Origin of the sequence: Bradyrhizobium sp. Mp19 (genome assembly GCF_029952935.1) — a bacterium.
GTDB classification, from domain to species: Bacteria; Pseudomonadota; Alphaproteobacteria; order Rhizobiales; family Xanthobacteraceae; genus Bradyrhizobium; species Bradyrhizobium elkanii.
The window spans coordinates 19,879-37,678 of sequence record NZ_JASAUT010000009.1; the positions used below are offsets into that span (position 1 = coordinate 19,879).

The following is a 17,800-nucleotide window of genomic DNA, read 5'->3' on the forward strand; positions in this document are numbered from 1 at the left end:
GGCCTCCTCGATCTGATCAGCTAGCCGCCTTGACGTCTTCCGGCGATTGCACGTAGTAGCCGGAGTAGCCGTCGACGAAGCATAGATGATCGCGGACTTCCCTGACGCCCGAGGTATTCTCGGCGAGGACGATCGCGGCCTGGCGAGCTCGTTCATCGAAGATCAGGCCGTGCAGATGCACGGCGCCGTTGCGTACCCAGACCTGGAAGCCGGCCGGCCGCCAGCCGGTGGCGTTGATTTCGCGCAGAATCCGTTCACGGATATGGCTGTCGTCGGCGGTCGGATCGGGAACTTCGCGCGCCAGCGATGCGACGGCCTGCAGGATGTCCGCCCGGGTGACGATTCCGACCATGGTCTTGCCCTTCACAACCGGCACCCGCTTCACGCCGTGCTTGTGCATCAGATGCACGATCTCGTCGAGCGGCGCCTGCTCATCGACGGTGATCGGGGTCGTGGTCATGACGTCCTCAACCTTGCGGCCGCGTTCGTGCACGAAATCGGTCGCAGCGCGACCCACGCCGGTGAACAGTTCCAGCCATGCCGAGCGCTTGTGTCCTGTGCCGATCTCGGCGCGCTCCAGGAAATCTCCCTCGGACACCATGCCCCTGAGCGTGCCGTCTTCGTCCATCACCGGCAGACCACTGAGGTGACATCGCAGCATGATATTGGCCGCATCCAGGATCTTCGTGTGCGGACTGACGGCGATGATATGCCTGGTCATTATCTGATGCGCACGCATGTCGGACCTCCGTGTTGAAGCTTGAACAATGAGGCTTTGTGCGTTCCGCGCATTGACCTGGCTCAACGGTCCGCTTGGCCCCGCTCGAGAGATTTCAAGAACAGAATGAAGTCGCCCACCTGGTCCGGCTCGAAGCTGAACTGGGGCATGGTCGGATGGCCGGTGACGATCCCTTCCGCCAGCGATTCCTGCAGCATCTCGACCGGATAGCGTTCGTGCAATGTCCGGAACGGAGGTGCTATCCTCAGCGGGCTCGGGCTTACCCGGTCGATTGAATGGCAGCGGGCGCAGTAGAGTTGCGCAAGGCGACGACCTTGTTCCTGGTCGGCGGCAGCAGGAGTCAGTGCGGCGCAGATCGTGCCGAGGATGACGAGGCCGCGAGCGACATGATGCCGAAGTGGACTGGCAGGATGTTTCACCAGACGCCTCGCGCTTAGTGGGACATCAGGACCGGGACGGTCATCGCACGCAGCATGTCGCGCGTCACGCCGCCGAGCAGGATTTCCTGCAGGCGGGAATGGCCGTATCCGCCCATCACTAGAAGGTCGAGGCTCTCATCCGCCGCGATCGACAGCAGGATCGACTGAACCTCGGACTTGGACGCCGGCAACGACGTGATCTTGGCCGGAAGCCCCTCCTTTGCAAGATAGCGCACCAGATGGTCGGTGGAGCATTCTGAAGGGATCGGATCAACGCCATCGATGGTGATGACGGCGAGAGCATCGGCTGCGCGCAGTAGCGGCATTGCGTCGTGGAGAGCGCGGGCGGCGAGCCGGCTGCCGTCCCAGCAGATCCCGATTCGCTTCGCCGAGAACGCGCCATGGAACGTGTAGGGCATGAACAGGACGGGACCGCCGGCCTGGAACAATAACTCCCGAGGGATCACGTTGTCGTAGCTGTTGTATTCGCCCAGCGGTTGCACCACCACGGTCAGGTCATGCAGTCGCGCGCTCGCGCAGATCATCTCCCGAGCATCGATGGGGAGCGCACCCACGGCGCGGGTCGCGTAGGATATCCCCGCATTACGTGCCTCGATATCGAAGACGCGCAGCGCAACCTCGGCGCGTTCGAGGGCCTGCTCATGTTCAGCCTCGAACAGTGAGGCGACCGCCGCGCCGCCTTCAACGACGAACGGTACGCTGGCGGTCTCGTAGCCGATCGCCATTGCGTCGAGGTGCGCGCCGGTGCCGAGCGCGAGCGAAACCGATCCGTCGACCGCGGGACGTGGCGACAGCTCCGTCGGGATGTGGACCAGGATGTTCTTGAACATGGCCGTTCTCCAAAGAGGTGGAAGAGCAAGTGCCACCAAAGCACGGATCGAGGCGGGCCAATTTGATCTGCCTCATGCGCGGTCGGGGATTCAGATTGAGCGAGATCAATTCATCGAGCGTGTAATTCGCGCAAATGTTGTGCCCAGCTTGGAGGAGCCGGCATGGCGCGCGTCGCATTGGTTACGGGTGGAAGCAGAGGAATTGGCGCAGCGATCTCGCGTGCCCTCGTTGCTGCCGGATGCCGGGTTGCGGCCTGCTATGCCGGAAATGCCGGGGCCGCCTGGTCGTTTCAGGATCAGGCCGGAATTCCGGTGTTCCAATGGGATGTCGCGAACTTCCAGGCCTGTGCAGCCGGCATCCGCGAGGTGGAGGCGGCGCTGGGCCCGATCGACATCCTGGTCAACAACGCCGGTATCGTGCGCGACGCTACACTGCATCGAATGACCAAGCAGCAATGGGACGCGGTGATCCGAGCTGATCTCGATTCGCTGTTCAACATGTGCCGACCCCTCATCGAGGGCATGCGGGCGCGCAAGTTCGGACGGATCATCAACATCTCGTCGATCAATGGGCAGAAGGGCCAGATCGGCCAGACGAACTATGCCGCGGCGAAGGCCGCCGAGCTCGGCTTCACCCGTGCGCTCGCGCTCGAAAGCGCGCGGTTCGGAATCACGGTCAATGCGATCTGTCCCGGTTATATCAACACCGAGATGCTGGCCGCGGTGCCGACCGATGTCATGCAGAACTCCATTCTACCGCAGATTCCGGTCGGGCGGCTGGGGCAGCCGGAGGAGATTGCCCGTGCCGTCGCGTTTCTTGCCGCCGACGAAGCAGGGTTCATCACCGGATCGACGCTGTCGATCAATGGCGGTCAACACATGTGCTGAAGGGGAGAGATGACTATGCTCGCAACCGATGTGATGCGAAGTTCGTTCGCGACGATCAAGCCAACTGCCACAGTGCTCAATGCCGTCGAACTGCTGCTTGAAACCGATCAGCGCGGCCTGCCGGTGATCGACGACGCCGGCGAACTCGTCGGCATGGTTTCGGAGGGCGACTTCCTTCACCGCGATGAGCTGGACATCAGCCCGCCGTCCGGAAACTGGCTGGAGTCGCTGCTTGGCATTGTGGAGAATACATCTGAACGCGAGCGCATGCGGACGCTGCAGGTCGGCTCGCTCATGAGTGGATTGCCGATCACCGTCGATATCGAAGCATCGATCGAAGACGTCGTCGCGCAGATGGATGTCTACAATGTCGCCCAAATTCCGGTGCTCTGCGCCAGAACCGTCGTGGGTATTGTGAGTCGCAGGGAACTACTTGCGGCATTGGCGCGCCGATTGAGAGACGCAGAGAAAGCAAGCACCGGAGTTACATCATGAGCGAGACGGCCCTGCAATCACATGCGCACGCCGTCGTTTGGATCGATCACCTTGTTGCGAAGGTTTTCGGCATTGGGTTGACAGGCATCAGCACGACGGCCGTCCATGCGCATTTGGTGTCGCAGCATCTGCATCACAAGGCGAATACGATCGGCGATGGTCGCGTCCAGGCCGACGCGACGTTCCTCGCGAGGGTGGGGGAGGCCGTGAACGGTTGCAGCGATCTGCTCGTCATCGGTCCGGGTATCGAGAAGGTCGAGCTGACGCAGTATCTCAGGGCGGAGCGGCCCGACCTCAATTTGCATCTTGAGTCGAGCGATCATCCGACCGACGCGGAGATCGTGGCGCTCGGTCGGAAGCGGTTCCACCTCGGAGACGGGCGATGACAGTCCAGGCAGTTCTCGACCAGCCCAGATCTCCTGCCAACGACGATGTGACGGGTGCCGGAACGCCTGCATCGGCGCAGCCCGAGAAGGAGCCATTGACGGGTACGGAATCGCTCGACCAGCTCGTTCACGCGGCGATGGCGCAATGGACCGGCGGGCTTTCACCGGCTGGCCTCGCGCTCGCCTTCGCCGATTGGCAACTGCATCTGGCGGCCTCACCCGGTAGACGGCTTGAGCTGGCGTTGAACGCAGTTGCTGACGGCTCGCGCTTCGCGCGCATGGTGTCGACGCCGCATGCGGCCTGGCAACCCTGGTTCATGGTTAAGCCTCAGCCGGGTGACAACCGTTTTGCGGGCCAGGATTGGACGTTGCCGGCCTTCAACGTCATTGCGCAGGCGTTCCTGCTGGCGGAGCATTGGTGGCATTCGGCGACCAGCGGCCTGCACGGCGTCTCGAAAGCAAATGCAGCGGTCGTGGATTTCACCGTCCGGCAATGCCTCGACGTCGTTGCGCCGTCCAACTTTGCGTTCAGCAACCCCGAGGTGCTGCGCAAGGCAATGGATTCGGGTGGCGGCAACTTCGTTTCGGGCTGGCATAACTGGCTGGAAGATTGCAGGAATCTGTTGAGCGCCGAGCCGTCCGGATCCGCGCCCTTTGTGGTCGGCAAGGACGTTGCCGTGACCGAGGGCAAGGTTGTGTACCGGAATGAACTGATCGAGCTCATCCAGTACGCGCCCGAGACGGCCGACGTTTGCCCCGAACCGGTGCTGATCGTGCCGGCGTGGATCATGAAGTACTACATCCTCGATCTCTCGCCGCAGAATTCGCTCGTCCGGTTCCTGGTCGAGCGCGGCTTCACCGTGTTTATGATCTCGTGGCGAAATCCGGGGCCAGCTGACCGCGACCTTGGCCTCGATGACTATCGCAAGCTTGGGGTCGACGCTGCGATCGACGCGATAAATCAGCTCATTCCTGAACGTTCAATCCACGCGGCCGGCTATTGCCTCGGCGGCACGCTGCTCGCGGTTGCGGCCGCTCGGTTGCAGAAGGAGCGGCCCGGCTGCCTGCGCTCGGTGACACTGTTGGCAGCCCAGGTCGATTTCACCGATGCGGGCGAGCTGACGCTCTTCATCAATGAGAGCCAGGTTGCGTTCCTGGAGGATATGATGCGGCAGCGCGGCGTGCTCGAGACGGCGCAGATGGCCGGTGCGTTCCAGTTGCTGCGGTCGAACGACATGATCTGGTCGCGCCTGATCCGCGACTATCTGATGGGTGAGCGTGCCGCACCGAGTGATCTGATGTCATGGAACGCGGACGCGACCCGCATGCCCTATCGGATGCATTCGGACTACCTGCGCAAGCTCTTTCTGAACAACGACCTTGCCGAGGGTCGCTATCTGGCGGACGGGCAGCCGGTGGCACTTTCCGACCTTCGCGCCCCCATGTTCGTGGTCGGCACCGTCCGCGATCACGTCGCGCCCTGGCGGTCGGTTCACAAGATTCACCTGTTGGCTGATGCCAATATCGCCTTCGTGCTGGCGAGCGGCGGTCACAACGCTGGCATCGTTGCTCCGCCGTCGGAGGAGGGGCACAGCTATCAGTTGTTGGAGAAAATGGCGGATCAACCCTATGTCGGCCCCGACGAGTGGCTGCGCAAGGCGATGAATCGCGACGGATCCTGGTGGCTGGAGTGGGTTCGTTTCCTCACGGCGCATTCCGGTGCGTGGGTGCCGGCGCAGCCGGTGCTTCACGCGCCCGAGGGTGAATCGCCGCTCGAGGATGCGCCGGGCCGGTATGTCCTGCAGCATTGAGCTGCCGGCACGGGTGCTCGGGCAGCTTGATCTGCCGCAACTTCTCAACGGTGCGAACCGCTACGGTAAACTGCGCCGCGCCAGCAGGATCGAGTATCCAGCTGGGCACCCCTTGCCTAGGAAGCTTCAAACGGCGTTGTGCCAGCAGGAGAGAGCCATGAGCGTCATCCTTCGCATCCTCTTCGTCCTCGTGGGATCTATCACCGCGTTCTTCGTTGCGCGGGATTCTCTGAACTTTGACATCATACAGACATTTGTGGCCATTCTGCTCGTTACCGCGCTCTTGCTGGGTGGAAGCGTCTGGAACCTATGGCGGAAGACGTGAGCGCCACAGACCTCACAGGACTAAGCGAAGCCGAAGCGACGGCCCGGCTTCGGGTCGAGGGGCACAACGAGCTTCCGAGCCCTGAGCGGCGCACTCCCATACGTATCGCGTTGGACGTGCTGCGCGAGCCCATGCTCGCGCTGCTTCTGAGCGGCGGACTGATCTACCTTTTGCTTGGTGATCTCCAGGAGGCACTCCTGCTCCTTGGCTTCGGCGCCATGTCGATCGTGATCACGATCGTGCAGGAGACACGAACTGAACGCGTGTTAGAAGCCTTGCGCGACCTGACCAGTCCGCGGGCCCTCGTGATGCGGGATGGAGTACGCCGGCGTATCGCCGGCCGGGACGTCGTCCGAGGCGACCTCATCATCCTTGGCGACGGTGATCGCGTGCCAGCCGACGCTGTGCTCCTCGACGGTCATGATCTGCAGGTCGACGAGTCCCTGCTGACAGGCGAGTCGGTACCCGTTCGCAAGCAGGTGGTCGAGACGGACGCCGTGGCCGAGCATCGGCCGGGCGGCGACGATCAGCCGTTCGTGTATTCCGGCTCGCTCGTCGTGCGGGGCGAGGGCGCCGCCCGGGTCACGTCCACCGGACCGCGAAGCGAGATCGGAAAGATCGGAGCGTCTCTACGCACGCTGCAAGCGGAGCCGCCACGTCTCCAACAGCAGACGGCGAGGCTGGTGCGGTTTTGCTTTTTCGGCGGCGCTGCGGTCAGCATCGTTGCCGTGCTGCTTTACGGGACGTTGCGCGGAGACTGGCTGCAAGCGTTGCTCAGCGGCGTCGCAATCGGCATGTCCATGCTGCCGGAAGAATTTGGTGTGGTGCTCACCGTGTTCATGGCCATGGGCGCGTGGCGCATTTCGAAAGTCCGCGTGCTGACGCGCCGGGCGGCCGCAATCGAGACGTTAGGCTCCGCCACCGTCTTATGCACCGACAAGACCGGTACTCTGACGCTGAACGAAATGTCAGTTGTAGAATTGCGGTTGCTCGACGGTTCATGCATGCGTCCCAAGTCTTCGAATCCGGGTTGCGTACGACCCGAATTCCCGGAGATGCTGCGCTACGGCGTCCTTGCCAGTTCGCCTCAGCCGCTGGATCCGATGGAGCGGGCGCTGCACGCCCTTGCGGGCCACGTCCGGAAAGAAACCAGCGGGCAGGATGTTCATGGGCAACTGATACGTACCTATGGACTCCGGCCCGAGCTCCTCGCCATGACCCAGGTCTGGCGGTCATCCCCCGCAGAGGAATACGTTGTTGCAGCCAAAGGAGCCCCTGAAGCGGTTGCGCGTCTCTGCCAGCTGAGCCGTTTGGATCAGGAATCGATGAGAAGTGCCGTCGGCTTGATGGCGGAGCAAGGGCTCCGTGTGCTCGGGATCGCGGCGGCCGTGCATAAAGGCAACCAGCTTCCTTGTTCGCAGGAAGCCTTCGCATTCCGCTTCCTCGGACTGGTGGGATTCGCCGACCCGCTTCGCCCCGGTGTGCCTGCTGCGGTGCGTGAATGCCGCTCAGCGGGAATTGGCGTCGCCATGATCACAGGCGATTATCCGATAACCGCGGCCGCAATTGCGAAGCAGGCGGGGCTGGATGTCCATGAGGTGATCACGGGGAATCAGATCAAGCTCATGAGTGACCTGCAGCTTGCGGAACTCGTCAGACGCGTGAACGTGTTTGCTCGCGTATTACCGGAGCAGAAGCTCCGCATCGTGCAGGCAATGAAGCAGAACGGCGAGATCGTTGCGATGACCGGCGATGGCGTCAACGACGCTCCATCCCTGAAAGCGGCTCACATCGGTATCGCGATGGGCGGGCGCGGAACGGACGTCGCGCGCGAGGCGTCGTCCATAGTGCTGCTTGACGACGATTTCAGCGCGATCATCTCGGCCGTCCGCCTGGGTCGGCGCATTTACGACAATCTGCGAAAGGCGATGGCCTTCATCTTCGCTGTCCACGTTCCTATCGCGGGGCTCACCCTGCTTCCCCTGGTGTTCGGATTACCTTTGATTCTCGGCCCCGTTCACATCGCATTTCTCGAGCTAATCATCGATCCCGTATGCTCACTCGTGTTCGAGGCCGAGCGCGAGGAGCGCGACGTCATGGCGCGTCCACCCAGGCGAGCTGACAGCCCTCTGTTCACCTGGACGCTAGTTAGCTGGAGCGTACTTCAAGGTGCCCTGATTTTTGTGCTTGTCGCCGTTCTGTTCGTCATTGCACTTCACGCCGGCATGCCTGCAGATGAGGTCAGAGCCTTGGCCTTCTTCGCCCTCATCGGGTCAATTGTCGGTCTCGTCCTGGTCAATCGATCTTTCAGTTCTTCGTTCCTATCGGCGTTCTTCCGGCCGAATCTGGCGCTGGCGGTAATCTTGCTTTCAATCGCAGGCGCTCTCGGGACCGCACTGCTCTGGCCTCCGGCGTCCAGCTTGTTTCGTTTCGGTCCCCTTCATCCGGACGATCTGATGATCGCGCTCGGACCGGGAGTGGCGATGCTGGTGGTGCTTGAGCTGCTCAAGCCACTCTGGCGCCGGCGACTGAGATCCTAGCCGGCGGAAACGTTGAAGTGCGCCTGAAAGGTGATAACTGGGTGCCTACCTTACGAGGAACACGTCGGTAGCGGTGTTCCTACGTCGAAGGCCGGCTCCGAAGAGCCGGCCTTCGAGGTATGGCAGGCACGAGCAGCGCGCGTTCTAGCGGACTGTGACATCTCGGTTGGTGAGGGTCATCAGCAGCAATGACAGTCCGGATGCCGCCGCCACGAACGCTGCGGTCCATGTCAGCGCAGTGACTACGAACGCCGCCTCCAAGCGCCAGGCTAGAAGCGGCTCGGTCGAGGCAAGCGGAATGGCATTGGGGAAGAAGTAATTGTAAAATAAAACAAGCGCTACCGTTGAGATGACGCTTCCGGCAAGAAGAAGGCTCAATGCGCGTTTCATGACATTCTCCTGTCTGGGCGGGAGAATGCTGACAGGTTTCCGTCGATCGACCAATTCCGGATGTTTCCTTAGGTGATATTCCGCCGATTTGAATGGAAAGGTGCGTCTGGCAGGCAGGGCATGCTGCGCTGGAGAGTGGCGGCAGGTGAGCCTGATGCGTCGATGAGCTGCCAATCGATATGGCCAGTATCGATGCTCTCCTGGCTCAGAACGACGCCAGCCGTTGCATCCGAAGCGTCGTGTTGCCGTGAGGCGACGCGTCGCAGCCGGATGGCTTGTTCGGCGGTCAGGAACAATCCACTGAATTTCACCTTGGCATTGCGGGCGGCGGCTCGTGCGGCATCGCGCTCCGCCTGCTTCAAGAATGCCGCGTCGAGAACAACGGAAATCCCCTGAGCCATGGCGCGTTTGGCTCGGTCGAGCATGGCTTGATAAACGCGGTCCGATGCTTCGGGAGTGTAGGTCTCCGGCGCTAACGTGGCATGTTCGGCGACGTGGGAGAGTTGCTTGCGAATGACATCCGATCGCAGAACCAGGGCGCCCGGGGGCGGCGCGATCAGACGCGCCATGTCGCGCGCCAGCACGCTCTTGCCGGTACCCGACTTCCCGCCAACTGCAACTAGGCGGGGCGGCTCCGGCTCAATCAGCCGACGTGCAAGCTCGAAATAGCGGCCCGCTTGGGCGGCGATCTCTTGATCGAGTTGATGTTGCCGTGCCTTGGTGAAGAGCACATTAGCCCGGATCGCCGCTCGCATTGATAGAAACAATGGCAGCAAAGACAACGCACCCGATTGCGTGTCCCAGGCATTCTGCATGTAGCTATTGAATAGCCTGTTGGCGACGGTCTCGCGTCCGAAGTACAGCAGATCCGTCAGTGGAAATGCGAGGTCGTAGAGGACGTCGGTCGTCGCGATATCGGGGTCGAACTCGATCGCATCGAACAGAACAGGCTCGCCGTCGAGCAGGACGATGTTGCCGAGATGTGCATCGCCGTGACAATGCCGGATTTGCCCAGCTGCGGCGCGGAGGCGCAGAAGCTCAAGATTCCGAGCGAGCGATCGATGGCTCAACTCGTGCAGTTCATCGATCTTCCTGCAGGAAAGAGTTGACTCGGCGCGAAACTGCTCGGTGTTGCGATCGATGATGACGGGGAGTGACGTAAGCCAGTGCGATCCATCGCTCCCAATCAGTTCTCGATGGGATTTGAGCAGGATGGCGGCCAGTCTCTCGCCCAGCTCCGGCCGGATTGCATCCCGCTCGGCGAGATGATCGAGTGTCTTGTTTTCGTCGAAGCGGGCCATTTCGACGGCCCATTCGACGACTGGTCCGGTCCCGCCGACCGCAAGTCCATCGCGCCCGTGCGTGATCGGAACCACCCCGCGATAGATCGCGGGGGCGTGGCGCTTGTTGACGGCAATCTCATCCTCGCAAGCGCGCCGCCGCTTCTCCAACGTCGAGAAGTCGAGATAGGGCAGCTTGACCGCTCGCTTGATCTTCAGGACGCGCGAAGCTTCGAGAAAGACGATCGAACAATGGGTGTCGATCCGCTTGACCGGGGTGTTCGGCTCGCCAGATCCGGCCAGAAACGACAATACGGCGGCCTGGCCGGTCTCGCCTGTGGCAGTCGCAGTTGATGATGCCGGCGTCATCATGGCTTCAAGACGGCTGCGCCGACGAGCTTGCCGTCCCGCAAGCGCGCAAGTGCTTCGTTCGCCTGGTCCAGGGGAAAGACGGTGACGTGCGTCCGGATTCCAGCCCTTGCCGCTGTCTTGAGAAAATCGACGCCATCTTGTCGCGTCAGGTTGGCAACGGAAACGATCTGCCGTTCACCCCAAAGGATGTCGTAGGGAAAGCTCGGGATATCCGACATGTGAATGCCGGCACAGACCACGCGTCCGCCCTTGCGCAGCGTGCGCAGTGCAAGCGGGACGAGGGGCCCGGTCGGCGCATAGATGATCGCGGCATCAAGTTCTGCCGGGGGCCGATCTTCCGAAGCACCGGTCCAGCATGCGCCGAGCGACAATGCCAGGCGCTGGGCCTCGGTGTCGCCGGCGCGGGTGAAAGCGTACACATCCCGCCCTTGCCAGCGCGCCACTTGCGCGACGATATGTCCCGCCGCGCCAAAACCGTAGATGCCGAGCTTGCGGCCGTCGCCAGCCATCACCAGGGAGCGCCAGCCGATCAGGCCGGCGCACAGCAGGGGCGCCAGCTCCGCATCCTCGCCGTCTCTGCCGAGCGGAAAGCAGTAACGCGCGTCAGCCACCAGGTGCGTGGCAAAGCCGCCGTCCCGCGTGTAGCCGGTGAACAGGGGGGCGTCGCAGAGGTTTTCCTTGCCCTCCCGGCAGTAGGAACAATGCCCGCAGGTGGATCCGAGCCAGGGAACGCCGACGCGTGCACCGAGATGCAGGCCATCCACGCTTTCACCGATCGCGTCGATACGGCCAACCACCTCATGGCCGGGAACGATCGGATAGGCGATGCCGGGCAGTTCTCCATCGACGACGTGCAGGTCGGTGCGGCAAACGCCACAGGCGCCGACCTTGACGCGGACCTCGCCTGGTCCCGGAAGTGGGTCGGGCCGCTCCGTATATTGCAGCCGCGCGTCGCGCGCGGGCAGGATCATGGCGTGCATGGCGGAACTCGCTTCGGTCTGTGCCTCTCCTTTGATCACATGACATTGGTTGGGTTTTGATCCTGGTCAACGGCCGGGGGGCTGTTCCTGACTAGCTTTGTTTCACGAGCGACATTCAAATAGGAGGTACTGATGGCTAACAACGTGATTCCCGTTGGAAGCGAGCGCGCCTTGGCGCGGCGCGAAAACAATCCCTTCGCATTTCTGCAGCAGGAGATCGACCGGCTGTTCGACGGCTTCGGCCGCAATTTTCCGGCGTTCGCCGCGCCGCAGGCGATGATGCCGCGCATGGACGTCAGCGAGACCGACAAGACCGTCGAGATCTCAGCCGAACTGCCAGGCCTCGAGGCCAAGGACATTCAGCTCAATCTCGCCGACGACACGCTCACGATCCGCGGCGAGAAGAAGAGCGAGCGCGAGGAGAAGGACAAGGACTATCGCCTGATCGAGCGCAGCTTCGGCGCGTTCTCGCGGTCCGTTGCATTGCCCGAGGGCGTCAAGGCGGAAGACGTCAGTGCCGAGATCGCCAAGGGCGTGCTCAAGGTCACCGTCAAGAAGCCGGCTCCCAAGCAGAGCAGGCAGATCGACATCAAGACGGCGGCGTAGCTGCCTTGCGAGGCGCGTCGCCCGTTAGGCAGCGACGCGTCCCCGAAGCAACCATCAAAGGGGATCAGCCATGTACGAGTTTCTTCAGGAGACCGTTGCGAGCAACATGACGAGATCGGTACGAAGCGTCGCTCCCGAAATGACCGTCGGCGACTTGTACCGGTTGTTCGCGAAAGACGACTATGACGCCTATCCCGTGCTCCGCGACGATATTGTGGTCGGGTTCGTCACGAAGCTGGACGCCCTGAAGGTGTTCGCCTGTCCGGTAGATCACATGCTGCCACGTTACGACGATCGCATGGGAACGACGGTCGATGAGATCATGTCGTCCGATGTGATCGCGGTCGAGCCGGATACAAATCTGCAGCGCGTCCTTCAGCTAATGGTCGCGCATCGGCTCAAGAGCCTACCGGTGATCGACAAGTATCACCACCTGGTCGGGATTATTGCTCGCGAGGATGTCATGCGGGCCCTGGCGCGCTGCACGAAACGGCAGGCGCCTCCGCTGGTTCCCTGCGAGACTGTCCGATGTCTACGTTTGGTTTAGATCGGGTTCTCTCGCCTCGATCGGTCGCGCTTGTCGGCGGCAGTTCGCGTCCGTCTTCGCTCGGTCTGGCGGTACTCATGAACCTCAAGACATGCGGTTTTGCCGGCCGCATCGCCGTAGTCAATCCGAAATACACTGCGATCGATGGCGAGATTACGTCCCGGGATATCAAATCACTTCCATTCGTTCCCGACCTCGTTGCGATCACGGCGCCTGCGGCCGCGATTCCCGGAATCATATCGGACGCTGCCGCGGTCGGTGCCGCCGGTGCGGTCATCCTGTCCGCCGGCCTCGGACATGGTGCCGGCTCGCTAGCCGAGACGGTCGCGCAGACGGCGCGCCGGCACGGCATGCGCCTGATCGGGCCGAACTGTCTCGGCGTCATGGTGCCGCGCGCGAAGCTCAATGCGAGTTTTGCCGCGCATCAGCCCGCCGAAGGCTGTCTTGCCCTGATCTCGCAGTCCGGGGCCGTCGCTGCCGCGATGATCGAATGGGCGGCAGAGCGGCGGCTCGGCTTCTCCGGCATCGTGTCGATCGGAGATCAGCTCGACGTCGATGTCGCCGATCTGCTCGATTATTTCGCGCAGGACGATCATACCAACGCGATCCTGCTCTACGTCGAGGCCGTCAGGGATGCGCGCAAGTTCATGTCGGCCGCGCGCGCCGCGGCACGGCTCAAGCCCCTGATTGTCGTGAAAGCGGGCCGGGTGGCGCAAGGCGCCAAGGCCGCAGCCACCCATACGGGAGCGCTCGCCGGTTCGGACGCCGTCTATGACGCGGCGTTCCGCCGGGCCGGCATGCTGCGCGTGTACGACCTTCGGGAACTGTTCGACTGCGCCGAGTTGCTTGGCCGCGGCTTCGTTCCGCGCGGCAACCGCCTGTCGATCCTGACCAATGGCGGCGGGCTCGGCATCCTCGCGATCGACCGGCTCGTTGAGCTCGGTGGCGTTCCTGCAGGCCTGACGACGGAGACGATTGCGGCGCTCGATCGGGTCCTGCCGCAAGGCTGGTCTCGTGCCAACCCCATCGATATCTCCGGCGATGCCGACGCTGCCCGCTACGTGGCCGCGCTCGGCCCGCTGCTCGAGGACGCCAACAGCGACGCCGTGCTGGTCATGAACGTGGAAACGGCTGTTGCGCCGACCGAACGGATTGCCGAAGCGGTCACGCGGTGCGTTGACGGCCGCCGAGCCAGGAACAGCGAGGTAGCCGCACTGGTGCTTGCGTCGTGGGATGGTGCCGACGCCCGCACGGCGGCGACCTTCGAGCGGGCGCGCGTCCCGCATTTCCCGACCGAGGACGATGCAGTGCGCGCCTTCATGTATCTGGTGAGATACCGCGATGCTTCCATCGCGCTGGCCGCAACGCCGCCCAGCAGCGCCTCGACGTTTGCGCCGCGGACGGCGGCGGCGAGGCACGTGATCGCGAAGGCGCTGTCCGAGAGGCGGGAATGGCTCGACCCGATCGAGATCGTCGCGCTGTTCGAGGCTTATGATATTCCGATCGTTCCGACCGTCGTGGCCCGTGATGCCGACGATGCCGTGGACAAGGCAGCGCCCTTCCTGGCGCAAGGGCTTGCCGTGGCGGTGAAGCTGTTCTCGCGCGACATCAGGCACAAGTCGGACATCGGCGGTGTCATTCTCGGCCTGCGGACTCGCGAAAGCGTCGCACAGGCCGCCAGGACGGTGCTGGCGCGCGCTCGTGCCGCGCGTCCGGATGCCGCCCTGCAGGGCGTGACGATCCAGCCGATGATCGAGCGGCGGGCGGCACGTGAGCTGATCCTTGGCATTGCCGACGATCCGACCTTCGGCCCGGTGATCGTGTTTGGCCGCGGCGGCACCGCGGTCGAGGTGATCGACGACAAGGCGTTGGCGCTGCCACCCCTCGACATGAACCTGGCGCGCGACCTCGTCGGGCGCACGCGGGTCTCGCGGTTGCTTGCCGCCTACCGCGACGTACCCGCCGTTCCGGAAGATGTCGTTCCGCGCACCCTCGTCAAGCTGGCGCAGATGGCGGCCGATATTCCCGAAGTCGCTGAGCTCGATATCAATCCGCTGCTGGCTGACGAAACCGGCGTGATGGCGCTCGACGCGCGGGTGGCGGTCCGCAAGCCCGCGCGGCTGTTCGCCGGTCAGACACGACTTGCAGTGCGGCCCTACCCGTCGCAGTGGGAGGGCGAGCTTGCTCTAAGGGATGGCTCGCGCGTCGTGGTGCGGCCGCTGCGGCCGGAAGATGAGCCCATGGTGGAGAGCTTCTTCAAGCGAGTGACCGCCGAAGATCTCAGGCTTCGCTTCTTTCAGGCGATGAAGAATTTCTCGCACGCGTTCATTGCGCGGTTGACCCAACTCGACTACGCGCGTGCGATGGCCTTTGCGGCGCTGGATCCAACTACGGGTGCCATGGTTGGAGCGGTCCAGCTTCATTCCGACTCGCTCTATGAGAATGCCGAGTACGCTATCCTGTTGCAGTCTGATCTCAAGGGCAAAGGGCTTGGATGGGCGCTGATGCAGCTCCTGATCCGTTATGCGAAGTCGGAAGGGCTGAAGCGGCTGTCTGGCGAAGTGCTGGCCGAGAACAGCACCATGTTGAGCATGTGCCATGAGATCGGATTCACGGCGGCCACAGAGCCGACCGACCACAGGATCGTCAATGTCGTTCTCGATCTCTCCCTTCCGGTGGTGGATGCCTTGGGCGTCGACATCCTGATCCGGCAAAGTGCAATCAGAGCGGCGTGACGGCGACGACCCGGTAAGGATGCATGCCGTCCACCTCATGGACGGAGGCATATTCGCCGACCCGAAAGGGCTCACTGCCGAAATGAAACCCGGCTTCATCGGCGGTGGCGCCGGCAACGTCATAGTGAAAGCGCCAGCTGTCGGCCGGTCCATGCACGAGGTGGCCGAGCTGATCGTCTTCGCCCGGCCGTTGGCGGATGACACGGCACGCGTCGCGATGGGCTCTCCAGGTCTCGACATCGATCCGCGATGTCGTGTCGAGCGGGGCGACGATGACATAGCCGATCGCGGACGCACCCTCGGGGTGATCGTGCTCGCGGGCGCGCTCGAGCCGGACCTGCCTGAACGAGTGCGGCAACGCGGTGTTTTGCAAAGGTTTGAAGGCGGCGCGATTCATCTGAAATCTCCTGAGCACGCCCGAGGCTGCCGGGCAATCTGTCAAATCATAAGGCCACCGCTTGCCAAGCCGTTGATCTCGGTCAAGCGCATTCCGGGGCACGGTGAGGCCGATTGCGCTGGGTCAAACACAGGCGTCTCCAGCACCCTAAGGTGAGCTGCAAATTGGAGTCAGAATCGTGCTCAACGCCCCAGCCCTGATAGCGAATGCGAATGATCCGCGCGTGCTCACCGCATGTGGGGCCTGGAACGTTGCCAACGTCGAGGCGCTGGAGCGGCTGTGCGCGCACGCCGCGAGCACCGATATCGGCTCGATCGATGTACGGCGTGTCACCGCGCTCGACACCGTCGGGGCCTGGCTGCTTGAAAGGCTCGCCCGCGGTCGCGCGACCAGAGCAGTTCTCACCGGTGCCGATGGCCCATATGGCGACCTGCTGGAAGAGGTGCGGGGACTGAATCGCTCGGGCTGCGCCGAACGCAGACCGGTCAACCCAGTGCTGCAGAAGCTTGATCAACTCGGCCGCGGCAGCAGGCGGCTGGCATCCGATTCGGCGGCATTCCTACATATGCTCGGCGCCTTCAGCCTAGCGCTGCTTGGCATTTTCAGGCATCCGCGATCGTTCCGATTGACGTCGACCGTCTATCAGCTCGGCCGGGTGGGCTGGCAGGCGGTGCCGATCATGGTGCTGATCACGTTCCTGATCGGTGCCATCATCGCCCAGCAGGGCATCTTCCATTTCCGCCGCTTTGGCGCGGAATCCTATGTCGTGGACATGGTTGGCATCCTCGTGCTGCGCGAGATTGGCGTGCTGATCGTGGCCATCATGGTGGCCGGACGATCCGGCAGCGCCTATACGGCCGAGATCGGTGCGATGAAGATGCGCGAGGAGATCGACGCGCTCAGCACCATGGGGCTCGATCCTGTCGCGGTGCTGATCCTGCCACGAATCCTGGCGCTGGTGGTGGCGCTGCCGATCCTCGCCTTTCTCGGCTCGCTCGCGGCGCTCTATGGCGGCGGGCTCATCGCGTGGCTTTATGGCGGCATGAGTCCGGCGATCTTCATTGCACGCCTCCATGACGCGGTTTCGGTCACTCATTTCGAGGTCGGGATCATCAAGGCGCCGTTCATGGCGCTCGTGATTGGGCTTGTCGCGGCCGTCGAGGGATTGAGCGTCAAGGGCAGCGCGGAGTCGTTGGGGCAGCAGACGACGGCATCGGTCGTAAAATCGATCTTCCTGGTGATCGTGCTCGACGGGTTGTTCGCGGTCTTCTTCGCTTCGATCGGGATGTAGCCATGGCCGACACGCCAGCGATCCATATTAGCGACCTCGTGGTCGGTTTCGGCGAGAAGATCATCCTCGATCATCTCGATCTCGACGTGAACGACGGCGAAATTCTCGGCCTCGTGGGCGCGTCTGGCGGCGGAAAGTCGGTGCTGATGCGGACATTGGTTGGCTTACTTCCGAAGCGGAGCGGACAGATCGATTTCGCAGGCGACAGCGATGACGAGCGCCGCTGGGGCGTGCTGTTCCAGCAGGGGGCGCTGTTTTCGGCCCTGACGGCTCGCCAGAACATCCAGTTTCCGCTGCGCGAGCGCGCACGGCTGTCGCCGGGGCTGCTGGACGAAATTGCGGACGCGAAGCTCGAGATGGTTGGCCTGAAGCGCGAAGACGGGGACAAGTATCCGTCCGAGCTCTCGGGCGGCATGACCAAGCGGGTTGCGCTCGCGCGGGCGCTGGCGCTCGACCCCTCGCTCCTGTTTCTCGACGAGCCAACCTCCGGTCTCGATCCCATCGCCGCGGGAGAATTCGATGCCCTGATCCGGACGCTGCACCGGACGTTGCGCTTCACCGTGTTCATGGTGACACACGACCTGAACAGCCTGCAGGCCATCTGCGACCGCGTCGCCGCGCTCGCCGACGGCAGGATCGCGGCAATCGGGCGGCTGTCATCGGTGCTCAAGTCCGATCATCCCTGGGTCCAGGCCTACTTTCATGGTGCCCGGGCGCAGAAGCTGGGCCTCGGCAATTAGGCAGAGAG

At 62.9% G+C, this 17,800-nt stretch carries 18 protein-coding genes; 11 read left to right on the top strand and 7 right to left on the bottom strand.

Annotation, left to right across the window (positions count from 1 at the left end; translation table 11 throughout):
* Window positions 1–16: 16 nt before the first annotated feature.
* The 3 genes from QJT82_RS13685 to QJT82_RS13695 form a co-directional block, all read right to left on the bottom strand.
* Window positions 17–739 carry a CBS domain-containing protein gene (locus tag QJT82_RS13685; RefSeq protein ID WP_028339972.1) on the bottom strand — a complete coding sequence of 241 codons (723 nt, stop codon included), beginning with the start codon at window positions 737–739 and terminating at the stop codon, window positions 17–19.
* Between the two features lie 62 nt (window positions 740–801).
* Complete coding sequence (locus QJT82_RS13690; RefSeq protein ID WP_028339973.1) at window positions 802–1,107, bottom strand: c-type cytochrome; 306 nt, start codon at window positions 1,105–1,107, stop codon at window positions 802–804.
* A 65-nt stretch (window positions 1,108–1,172) separates the two neighbouring features.
* A complete protein-coding gene (locus QJT82_RS13695; RefSeq protein ID WP_028339974.1) occupies window positions 1,173–2,009 on the bottom strand; it encodes a universal stress protein in 837 nt (278 codons plus the stop codon).
* A gap of 162 nt (window positions 2,010–2,171) precedes the next feature.
* On the opposite strand from QJT82_RS13695, the gene phbB reads away from it, so the two are divergent.
* The 6 genes from phbB (at window position 2,172) to QJT82_RS13725 (ending at window position 8,454) form a co-directional block, all read left to right on the top strand.
* The gene (gene phbB, locus QJT82_RS13700) at window positions 2,172–2,897 is read left to right on the top strand and encodes an acetoacetyl-CoA reductase (protein WP_028339975.1); all 726 of its coding nucleotides are present in this window, start codon (window positions 2,172–2,174) and stop codon (window positions 2,895–2,897) included.
* Window positions 2,898–2,912: 15 nt separating this feature from the next.
* Entirely contained in the window at window positions 2,913–3,392 is a 480-nt protein-coding gene (locus QJT82_RS13705) for a CBS domain-containing protein (RefSeq protein ID WP_244980971.1), read from the top strand.
* Entirely contained in the window at window positions 3,389–3,778 is a 390-nt protein-coding gene (locus tag QJT82_RS13710) for a hypothetical protein (protein WP_080686696.1), read from the top strand. Before QJT82_RS13705 ends, QJT82_RS13710 begins: the two co-directional genes overlap by 4 nt.
* The gene (locus tag QJT82_RS13715) at window positions 3,775–5,589 is read left to right on the top strand and encodes an alpha/beta fold hydrolase (protein ID WP_210291461.1); all 1,815 of its coding nucleotides are present in this window, start codon (window positions 3,775–3,777) and stop codon (window positions 5,587–5,589) included. The genes QJT82_RS13710 and QJT82_RS13715 overlap by 4 nt, the downstream gene beginning before the upstream one ends.
* Window positions 5,590–5,746: 157 nt before the next feature.
* Complete coding sequence (locus QJT82_RS13720) at window positions 5,747–5,914, top strand: hypothetical protein (RefSeq protein ID WP_162832437.1); 168 nt, start codon at window positions 5,747–5,749, stop codon at window positions 5,912–5,914.
* Window positions 5,899–8,454: a cation-translocating P-type ATPase gene (locus QJT82_RS13725; protein ID WP_129964726.1), complete on the top strand. Its 2,556-nt coding sequence runs from the start codon at window positions 5,899–5,901 to the stop codon at window positions 8,452–8,454. The genes QJT82_RS13720 and QJT82_RS13725 overlap by 16 nt, the downstream gene beginning before the upstream one ends.
* A gap of 144 nt (window positions 8,455–8,598) precedes the next feature.
* Here the strand turns inward: QJT82_RS13725 and QJT82_RS13730 are convergent, their stop codons facing one another.
* The 3 genes from QJT82_RS13730 to QJT82_RS13740 form a co-directional block, all read right to left on the bottom strand.
* Window positions 8,599–8,844, bottom strand: a complete 246-nt coding sequence (locus QJT82_RS13730; RefSeq protein WP_018273625.1) for a hypothetical protein — start codon at window positions 8,842–8,844, stop codon at window positions 8,599–8,601.
* Window positions 8,845–8,912: 68 nt separating this feature from the next.
* On the bottom strand, window positions 8,913–10,493 hold the full coding sequence (locus tag QJT82_RS13735) for an AAA family ATPase (RefSeq protein WP_063607071.1): 1,581 nt from the start codon (window positions 10,491–10,493) through the stop codon (window positions 8,913–8,915).
* Entirely contained in the window at window positions 10,493–11,476 is a 984-nt protein-coding gene (locus QJT82_RS13740) for a zinc-dependent alcohol dehydrogenase family protein (RefSeq protein ID WP_018273623.1), read from the bottom strand. The genes QJT82_RS13735 and QJT82_RS13740 overlap by 1 nt, the downstream gene beginning before the upstream one ends.
* 132 nt (window positions 11,477–11,608) lie before the next feature.
* On the opposite strand from QJT82_RS13740, the gene QJT82_RS13745 reads away from it, so the two are divergent.
* The 3 genes from QJT82_RS13745 to QJT82_RS13755 all read left to right on the top strand — a co-directional run bounded on the left by QJT82_RS13745 (window position 11,609) and on the right by QJT82_RS13755 (window position 15,364).
* On the top strand, window positions 11,609–12,082 hold the full coding sequence (locus QJT82_RS13745; protein ID WP_028339981.1) for an Hsp20/alpha crystallin family protein: 474 nt from the start codon (window positions 11,609–11,611) through the stop codon (window positions 12,080–12,082).
* Between the two features lie 70 nt (window positions 12,083–12,152).
* Window positions 12,153–12,629, top strand: a complete 477-nt coding sequence (locus QJT82_RS13750; protein ID WP_018273621.1) for a CBS domain-containing protein — start codon at window positions 12,153–12,155, stop codon at window positions 12,627–12,629.
* Window positions 12,611–15,364, top strand: coding sequence for a bifunctional acetate--CoA ligase family protein/GNAT family N-acetyltransferase (locus QJT82_RS13755; RefSeq protein WP_028339982.1), 2,754 nt, complete (start codon window positions 12,611–12,613; stop codon window positions 15,362–15,364). The genes QJT82_RS13750 and QJT82_RS13755 overlap by 19 nt, the downstream gene beginning before the upstream one ends.
* Here QJT82_RS13755 and QJT82_RS13760 read toward each other — a convergent pair.
* Window positions 15,351–15,761, bottom strand: coding sequence for a hypothetical protein (locus tag QJT82_RS13760; protein ID WP_028339983.1), 411 nt, complete (start codon window positions 15,759–15,761; stop codon window positions 15,351–15,353). The genes QJT82_RS13755 and QJT82_RS13760 overlap by 14 nt on opposite strands.
* A gap of 178 nt (window positions 15,762–15,939) precedes the next feature.
* On the opposite strand from QJT82_RS13760, the gene QJT82_RS13765 reads away from it, so the two are divergent.
* Window positions 15,940–17,052 (top strand): ABC transporter permease, encoded by a 1,113-nt coding sequence (locus tag QJT82_RS13765; protein ID WP_244980973.1) that lies wholly within the window; start codon window positions 15,940–15,942, stop codon window positions 17,050–17,052.
* Window positions 17,053–17,054: 2 nt separating this feature from the next.
* Complete coding sequence (locus QJT82_RS13770; protein WP_018273616.1) at window positions 17,055–17,792, top strand: ATP-binding cassette domain-containing protein; 738 nt, start codon at window positions 17,055–17,057, stop codon at window positions 17,790–17,792.
* Window positions 17,793–17,800 lie beyond the last annotated feature (8 nt).